The following is an 8,104-nucleotide window of genomic DNA, read 5'->3' as shown; positions in this document are numbered from 1 at the left end:
CAATCACCACATTGCGCCCCTTCGGCCCCAGCGTGACCTTGACCGCGTCGGCGAGTAGATTCACGCCAGCCACGATCTTGTGCCGCGCCACGTCTCGAAACTTGATCTCTTTCGCTGCCATGTCGTGCAGACTCCTCTGATGATTGGGACGATTAACCGTTCTCGATGACACCCATGATGTCCTCCTCGCGCATCACGAGGAGCTCCTCACCTTCCACCTTCACGGTCTGGCCCGAATACTTGCCGAAGAGCACCCGGTCGCCCACCTTGACCGCCAGGGGACGCAGGGTCCCGTTTTCCAGCAGCCGGCCATTGCCGACGGCGATCACTTCGCCCTGATCCGGTTTTTCCGCGGCGGTGTCGGGGATCACGATGCCCGAGGCGGTCTTGCGCTCCTCTTCCAAGCGCTTGACGATGACCCGGTCGTGCAGCGGACGGATTTTCATAAAATTTTTCTCCTTCAACAGGTTGTCTTCGTGACGGGATTTTGTTAGCACTCGATTGAAAAGAGTGCTAATGATAGCTTCGAGAAGGGAATAAAGGCAAGGTGGACAGCCGTCTCCGTCGGGAAAGGGATCCCTGGCGCCGATCCCTGGCAGATCGCCTTCCCGAAGGAAACTGGCCGATCCGGGGCGAGGGGTGTCTCTTCGACGTGCGCTGCGACGTCCTTCGCGTTAACCAGCGCGGCCCCGCCACAGCCGATGGGCCGGAAGCATTACCGCGTCGAGCAGTAGCTCGGGCATGGCCTCAAAGATCAGGTCCCGCGGGGCGGCTGGTCAAACCGGACCGCCGCGAGCGTCAACCGTGCACGCTTCAGGACCCGAGCTCCTGTCCAATCCGAGGGACGGTGTTACCTCGCTGACTTTCTGAACCCTGCGCAAAACCAGGGAAGGGCAGAGCGCACTCCTGGGGCAGGCGTTGGCGGGTAATTCGGCCCTCCTCCCTCTCATTGACTCGCCCGGAAGCGAGACGACTTTTCAACTCTGCACGGGAGACGCTGGCCGGGCGGTCGGTGGCACCGTACCCGGTGAGGGGAGCTCTCCGCTGATGCCACCATGGAGCAGCTTCCGCACCCCATCGGGATCGTCGCAGTCCAGGGCCCGCTGGGCGAGGTGCTCCAGCTCAGCGCAGACGGAGGCCCGCAACAGCTGACGCACCCGGGGCGCCAGAGCCGGGCTCATGCTGAGCTCCCGCACCCCCAGACCCACCAGCAGCCGCGCCACCGCCGGGTCCCCCGCGGCTTCCCCGCACACGCACACCGGACGCCTCGCCGCCGCGGCTGCCTGGACCACCGTTTTGACCGCCCGCAGCACCGCCGGATGCAGGATTGAGCAATCCTCGAACATCTCTAAGGCGTTGCGGTCCGCGGCCAGCACGTACTGAGTGAGGTCGTTGGTGCCGATGCTGAGGAAGTCTACATGCCTTGTGATCTCCGCGATGGTGAACACCGCCGAAGGCGTCTCGACCAACGCCCCGACCGGGGGCAATCTTTCCAGCCCCACTTCGGCAGCAACCGACCGTAACACCGCCAGCGCCCGTTGCAGGTCTCCGGCACCCAGTACCATGGGGAATAGGATGCGCACGTCGTAGCGGGGAAAGTTGGCGAGGATAGCCCGAAGCTGGGTGCGGAACAGCCCCTCCGCCGCCAGGCAGAGGCGCAAGCCCCGCAGCCCCAAGCTCGGGTTGACGGGGAAGCGGGCGGCGAGATAGGGGGGGTTCTTGTCTGCGCCCAGGTCCAGGGTGCGCAGCACCAGGGGGCGGCCCGCCAGCAGTTCCGCCGCCAGCCGGTAGGCCTCCCGCTGGCGCTCGAAGCCGGGAGGCTCGCTCTCCCCCAGGAACAGGTATTCGGTACGGAACAAGCCGACCCCGTCCAGGTAATGCCGCGCCACCTCCACGGCCTCCTGAGGCCGAGCGATGTTGGCGTACAGACGAATGGGCACGCCGTCCCGGGTGACGCACGCCTGGCGCTCCTCCGCCGCAGCCAAGGAAGCCGCCTGCTCGTAGCGTTCCTTACAAACGGTAAAGCGCGCCAGGTCCTCCTCCGAGGGCACGATCCAGACCATGCCGGCCTCGCCATCCACCAGCAGGCGTGCGCCCGGCTCGATCTCCGCGGTGGCCTGCTGCGCCCCAGTCACCGCCGGAACGCCCAGGGACCGGGCAAGGATCGCGGCATGGCTGGTCCAGCCGCCCTGCTCAGTCACGAGGGCCGCCACGTGATCCCGGGTGAGCTCCATCAGCTCAGAGGGCAGGAGCTCCCGGGCCACGATGACCGACTCGGGCGGAAGCTCCGCGAGCCCCGGTCCGGCGTGTCGGGCCAAGTGCCGCAGCACTCGGCGTCCCATGTCCCGCACGTCCTGCTCCCGCTCCCGCAAGTATTCGTCGTCCACGCTCGCCAGGGTCTGCGCGAGGTCGGTGATCACCGCTCGGCAGGCCTGCTCCACGTTCACCAAGTTCTGGGCCACGTGCTCCTTCACCCGCTCGACGAACTGCTTGTCCCGCAGGAATGCCAGGTGGGCCGAAAAGATGTCCGCCACCTCGTGGCCCAGCTCGGCCATCACCCGCGCCTGCAGTCGTTCCAACTCTTCCCGGGAGCGGTCCAAGGCCTGCTGCAGCCGCCGGTGCTCGGCCTCCACCTGGGCGGGCTCGATGCGGTACTGGGGCAGGCAGAGCCGGGCGGCGCCCAGCACCACTGCCCGCCCCACGCCATAACCTGGAGAGAGGGGCTTGCCCCGGATGACCTTCATGGGACAGCCGATCCAGCATGCTCGGCCCGGCCGGGGCTGTCGCCTCGACCGAGGCTCAGAAGATGACAGCGCGCTTCACAAACGAGTCTACTGTGAGGCCGCCCTGCTCTTTTTTCAAGATCGGCTCAGACCGCACTCAGAGGCTGGCCGAAGCGATAAACGGTGCGCTTCGCCCGCTCGCCCGTGACCGGCAGGGGCTCCACGGGGCAAGGCGGCTCCCGGGTACCGTCGGGATTGAGGGTGGCGTCCTCCGCCACCTCCTTCCAAATGCCCCCGTGCACCGGGCGGAACATCCACATGAGATAGCCGCGGCGGGCGGCGAGCCCCACCAGCTCGTCGGCATCGGGCGCCTCGCTCACCACCATCTCCATGCCGTGGATGCCGTAGGGGAAGGCGCCAAAGGCTTGCAGGCATTCCAGCGCCTCCCGGGAATCGGCGCCGGGGCGGGTGCAAGAAGGGCGTTCTGCCCGCGCCAGGTCCCACGCCCCCAGCTCCCACGCCGCCTCCAGGGCCGCTTCTTCCAGGTCCCGTAGCTGGGTCCAACGGTCGTTGATCTGCAGCGCCGAGCTCGGGATGGGCGTATAGCGCACCACCTCCGCTTCCTCCAAAGGCGCGATCTTCTCCCGGATGAAGCCATGCCAGTGCAGTGTCAGAATGACCGGCGTGTCCGGGCAGGGCACTGCCGCCATGGTGATGGCAAACAAGGGATGCGGCGACAGGGCCATCTGCTCGGAAATGCGCTCCAGAATTTCCATGGCGTCTTCTCTCCAGCTAACCCACCACAGAATCTCTTAGCAAATTTGATGCCCAACGGGCGGCAGAAATTCCGCACACGCTTGAAGTTTGGAGAAAGAGAACGGTCCAAAACCACGGGCGCTTGGCATACACTTTCCGCCGTCGGTTCCACACGTCATTCCATCACCATGAAAATTAAACCGTCGGCTCCCACGCCCCGCAAGAGTGCCGCGCTTGCCTTTGGCAGCGAAGCCGAGAGACTGCTGCGAAGGAGCCTCGCCGCGGTATGGCATCCATGCACCCAGATGAAATACCACGAGTGGCTGCCCCTGGTGCCGGTCGCCCGGGGCAAGGGGGTGTGGCTTTACGATTTCGACGGGCGCCGCTACCTGGACGCCATCAGCTCCTGGTGGGTGAACCTGTTCGGCCACAGCCACCCCAGGATTAATGCCGCCATCGCCGAGCAGCTGGAGCAGCTCGAGCATGTGCTCCTTGCCGGCTTCACCCACCCGCCGGCGGTGGAGCTGGCCGAGCGGCTGAGCGCCCTGGCGCCCGGGCGGCTCGGCCACTGTTTCTTCGCCTCTGACGGCTCCTCCGCCGTGGAGATCGCCCTCAAGATGAGCTTCCACTATTGGAAGAATATGGGCCTGCCGGCGAAGAACGGCTTCGTCACCTTGGCAGGGAGCTACCATGGGGAGACCCTGGGGGCCCTCTCCGTGGGAGATGTGGCCCTCTACAAGGAAACCTACGAGCCGCTGCTGCGCCCCTGTGGCGTCGTGCCGTCTCCCGATAGCCGGCTCGCAGCGCCGGGGGAAAGCGCGGAAGCCTGGGCGCTGCGGGCAGCCGCCGCCCTGGAAAGCCACTTGGAGCGGCACCACCAGGCCATCGCGGCCCTCATCGTGGAGCCCCTGGTGCAATGCGCCGGGGGCATGGCCATGTACCCTCCCGTGTACCTCGCCCGGGCGCGGGCCCTGTGCGACCGCTATCGGGTGCATCTCATCGCCGACGAGATCGCAGTAGGTTTCGGGCGCACCGGGACGCTCTTCGCTTGCGAGCAGGCCGGCGTGACGCCCGACTTTCTGTGCCTCTCCAAGGGGCTCACCGGCGGCTACTTGCCCTTGTCGGTGGTCCTTACCCGAGAGGAGATCTACCAGGCGTTCTACGCCGATGAGCTGCAGGCGGGCTTTCTCCACTCCCATTCCTATAGCGGCAACCCCCTCGCCTGCCGAGCAGCGCTAGCCACCCTAGATCTCTTCCAGCAGGAGAACGTGCTCGTCGTCAACCGGGACAAGGCCCGGTTCATGAACGAGGCGACAGCGCCCCTCAAGCGCCATCCTCGGGTGCGCAACTTCCGCAACACGGGGATGATCTGGGCCTTCGAGGTGGAGGGAGCCGGCCCCCACTTCCCCCGGGAGCTCTTCCGCGAAGCCCTCGGGCGCGAGCTGCTCCTGCGGCCTCTGGGAGCCACCGTGTACTACATGCCCCCCTACGTGATCGAGCCGGAGGAAATGGCGTTTCTAGTCAAGAGCACCCTCGAGAGCCTGGACGCGGTATGCGGCTGAGCTTCCTGGGCGCCGCAGGAGAAGTGACCGGCTCCTGCTTTCTGGTGGACACCGGCGCGGTACGCTTCCTGGTGGACTGCGGTCTCTTCCAGGGAGGCCGGGAGGCCGAGCGCAAAAACCGGGAAGCCCTCGCCTTCGGTCCGTCCACCATCGACTTCGTCCTGCTCACCCACGCCCACATCGACCACTCGGGGCTGCTGCCTCGACTCGTGGCCCTGGGTTTCAAAGGGCCGGTCTACGCCACCCGGGCAACGGTCGACCTGCTGGCCGTGATGCTTCCGGACGCCGCCTACATCCAAGAAAAAGAAGCGGAGCGCGCCACCTACGAGCGCCGCAGCCGGCGCGGCAGGGGACCGGACGCCGCCCCCCTCTATACCGTCACCCAGGCGCGCGCGGCCCTGCGCCACCTGCACCCGGTAGAGTACGAGACGCCGCTACAGCCCCACCCATCGGTGCGCTGCGTTTACCGCGACGCCGGCCATATCCTGGGCTCGGCCAGCATCGATATCACCCTGGACGCTCCCCACGGCAGCCGCCGCCTCGTCTTCTCTGGCGACCTGGGACAACCCGGGCATCCCATCGTGCGGGACCCCACGCCGGTCACCGAGGCCGACGTCTTGGTGGTGGAGTCCACCTACGGCAACCGCCGCCACAAGGGCATGAAGGAAACCCTGGAGGAACTCGCCCAGGCCATCGTGGACACCGTTGCCCATCACCAGGGCAACGTGATCGTGCCGGCCTTCGCCGTGGGCCGCACCCAGGACCTGCTGTTCCTGCTGTCCGACTTGCATCACCAGGGTAAAGTGCCGGCCCTTGACGTCTACGTGGACTCCCCCATGGCCCTAGCGGCCACCGAAGTGACCTTGCGCCACCGGGACCTGTTCGACCCCCAGGCCGCCGCCACCTTGGAGCGGCTGCGCAGCGCCAAGGCGAACGGGGTGCGGATCCACTTCGTCCAAGAGGTGGAAGAGTCCATCGCGCTGAACCAGATTCACCACGGCGCTGTCATCATCTCGGCGAGCGGCATGTGCGAGGCGGGCCGCATCAAATATCATCTGAAGCACAACCTGCCCCGACCCGAATGCGCGATCCTCATCACCGGTTTCCAGGCCGCCGGGACTCTGGGGCGTCGGCTGGTGGACGGAGCCAAGCGAGTGCGGATCTTCGGCGACGAGGTGGCAGTGAAGGCGCGCATCTATACTATCGGAGGCCTTTCGGCCCACGCCGACCAAGCGGGGCTCTTGGCCTGGTTGGCCCATTTTCGGCGCCCTCCTGCGGTCACCTACATCGTCCACGGGGAGCCGAGCGCCGCCTCGATGTTTCAGCAAGCCATCGCCACGCGCCTCGGCTGGAACGTGAGCATTCCCGGCCCCGGCTCCGTAGAGAGCCTGTTTTCATGACCCGCCTCCGTCCGCCGACGGGCCACCCTCCCCCGAACGCCTTCCGATGGATCGGCGCCCTGCTGGCATGGGTGCTGGTGGCCCTGGGGCTTGGCGCACGGCCTGCACTCGCCACTTCCCCCCTGCCGCCCCCCGTCCAGCAAGCCCTCGCGGCCGCCGGGATTCCCTGGGAGAGCGTGGCCGTGTTCGTGCAGCCGGTGACCGGCGCTGGGCCTCTGCTCATCTGGAACGCGGATGCGCCCATGAACCCCGCCTCCACCATGAAGCTGGTCACCACCCTTGTCGCCCTGGAGCTGCTGGGACCTGCCTACACCTGGAAGACCGAGGTATACGTTGGCGGCCCGGTGACGCAAGGGGTGTTGGACGGTCCCCTGGCGATCAAGGGTTATGGGGACCCTAAGCTCACCCTGGAGCGGCTCTGGCTCCTGTTACGGGAGGTGCGGGCCCGAGGCGTTCGGGTGATCCGGGGCGATCTGATGCTGGACCGCACCCATTTCGCCCTGCCTGCTGGGGACCCGGGCGCCTTCGACGGCGAGCCCTATCGCCCGTACAACGTGGAACCCGACGCCCTGCTCCTCAACTTCAACGCCGTGCGGGTGAGCTTCGTGCCCGAGCCGGCGCAGGGCCGCGTGCGGGTATACGCCGAGCCCCACCCCGAGGGGCTGGAAATCGACAACCGGCTGAAGCTCGGCCCTGGCCCGTGCCGGCACTGGGAGCCCCGCTTTCACGCCGCCATCGCCAGCGACTGGACCCGCGCCCGGATCGTGTTCGAAGGGCGCTACCCGGAAGACTGCGGGGAAAGAGCGGAAAGTTTTTCCGTGCTGGCGCATCCGAAGTTGTTCGGCGACGTGTTCCGGCAGCTTTGGGCTGAGCTCGGCGGGCAGCTTGCGGGAGGGGTGCGGGAAGGCCCGGTGCCCGAAGGGGCGCAGCTGCTTGCCGTCAGCGACTCCCCGCCCCTGGCAGAGATCGTGCGGGACATCAACAAATTCAGCAACAACGTGATGGCGCGCCAGCTCCTGCTCACCCTGGGCGCCCATGGCTTCGGGGCGCCCGCCACCCCCGAGACCGCCGCTCGGGCCATCAAGGCCTGGTTGTTCCAGAACCGACTGGAGTTCCCGGAGCTGGTCGTGGAAAACGGCGCAGGCCTCTCCCGCGTCGAGCGCATCAGCGCCCGCCACCTGGGCGAGTTGCTTTTGCGCGCCTGGAACTCCCCTGTCATGCCGGAGTTCGTGGCCTCCCTGCCCCTCGCCGGCGTGGACGGCACTCTCAAGAAACACATGCGCTCGAACGCCTTCAGCGGCCAGGCCCACCTCAAGACGGGCTACTTGGAGGGCGTGCGCGCCATCGCCGGCTACGTGCGGGACCGGGACGGGCGGCGCCACGTGGTCGTGTGTTTCGTCAACCATCCCAACGCGGGCCGCGCCCGGCCGGTCATGGAAGCGCTGATCGAGTGGGTGTACGAAGGCGGTGAGCACTGCTGCGCCCAGCCGAGGGCGGCCGGGACCAGTGCCAGGGTATTGGAATAATGCAAACAAAAACAAGATGAAGTCTGCGACCCTAATTGAGCACAGAACTGGAAGACTCCAACAAATTGAGGGTAAGCCAATTAGGCGAGCATGTCGGTCCAGATGTTCTGGCCCCAGGCCCAGGCGTACTGGGCTTC

At 66.6% G+C, this 8,104-nt stretch carries 6 protein-coding genes; 3 read left to right on the top strand and 3 right to left on the bottom strand.

From position 1 onward, the window contains the following. Positions 1-152: 152 nt before the first annotated feature. From groES to V7Q81_RS12995, 3 genes are all read right to left on the bottom strand, one after another. Positions 153-446, bottom strand: a complete 294-nt coding sequence (groES, locus tag V7Q81_RS13005) for a co-chaperone GroES (protein WP_333843973.1) — start codon at positions 444-446, stop codon at positions 153-155. 531 nt (positions 447-977) lie between these two features. Further along, complete coding sequence (ptsP, locus tag V7Q81_RS13000) at positions 978-2,744, bottom strand: phosphoenolpyruvate--protein phosphotransferase (protein ID WP_333843971.1); 1,767 nt, start codon at positions 2,742-2,744, stop codon at positions 978-980. 125 nt (positions 2,745-2,869) lie between these two features. Next, positions 2,870-3,499, bottom strand: a complete 630-nt coding sequence (locus V7Q81_RS12995; RefSeq protein WP_333843968.1) for a diguanylate cyclase — start codon at positions 3,497-3,499, stop codon at positions 2,870-2,872. A gap of 168 nt (positions 3,500-3,667) precedes the next feature. Here V7Q81_RS12995 and V7Q81_RS12990 point away from each other — a divergent pair, with 168 nt between their 5' ends. From V7Q81_RS12990 to dacB, 3 genes are read left to right on the top strand one after another with little or no spacing between them, the layout of a single operon-like run. Next, positions 3,668-5,041, top strand: coding sequence for an adenosylmethionine--8-amino-7-oxononanoate transaminase (locus V7Q81_RS12990; RefSeq protein WP_442954836.1), 1,374 nt, complete (start codon positions 3,668-3,670; stop codon positions 5,039-5,041). Further along, positions 5,032-6,441 carry an MBL fold metallo-hydrolase gene (locus tag V7Q81_RS12985; RefSeq protein WP_333843966.1) on the top strand — a complete coding sequence of 470 codons (1,410 nt, stop codon included), beginning with the start codon at positions 5,032-5,034 and terminating at the stop codon, positions 6,439-6,441. Before V7Q81_RS12990 ends, V7Q81_RS12985 begins: the two co-directional genes overlap by 10 nt. Continuing rightward, positions 6,438-7,967 (top strand): D-alanyl-D-alanine carboxypeptidase/D-alanyl-D-alanine endopeptidase, encoded by a 1,530-nt coding sequence (gene dacB / locus V7Q81_RS12980; RefSeq protein ID WP_333843963.1) that lies wholly within the window; start codon positions 6,438-6,440, stop codon positions 7,965-7,967. The genes V7Q81_RS12985 and dacB overlap by 4 nt, the downstream gene beginning before the upstream one ends. The last annotated feature ends 137 nt before the right edge of the window (positions 7,968-8,104 follow it).

The sequence above is a fragment of the Pelomicrobium sp. genome, from assembly GCF_036803785.1.
GTDB lineage: Bacteria > Pseudomonadota > Gammaproteobacteria > Burkholderiales > UBA6910 > Pelomicrobium.
This window is presented reverse-complemented; position numbering and strand designations above follow the sequence as displayed.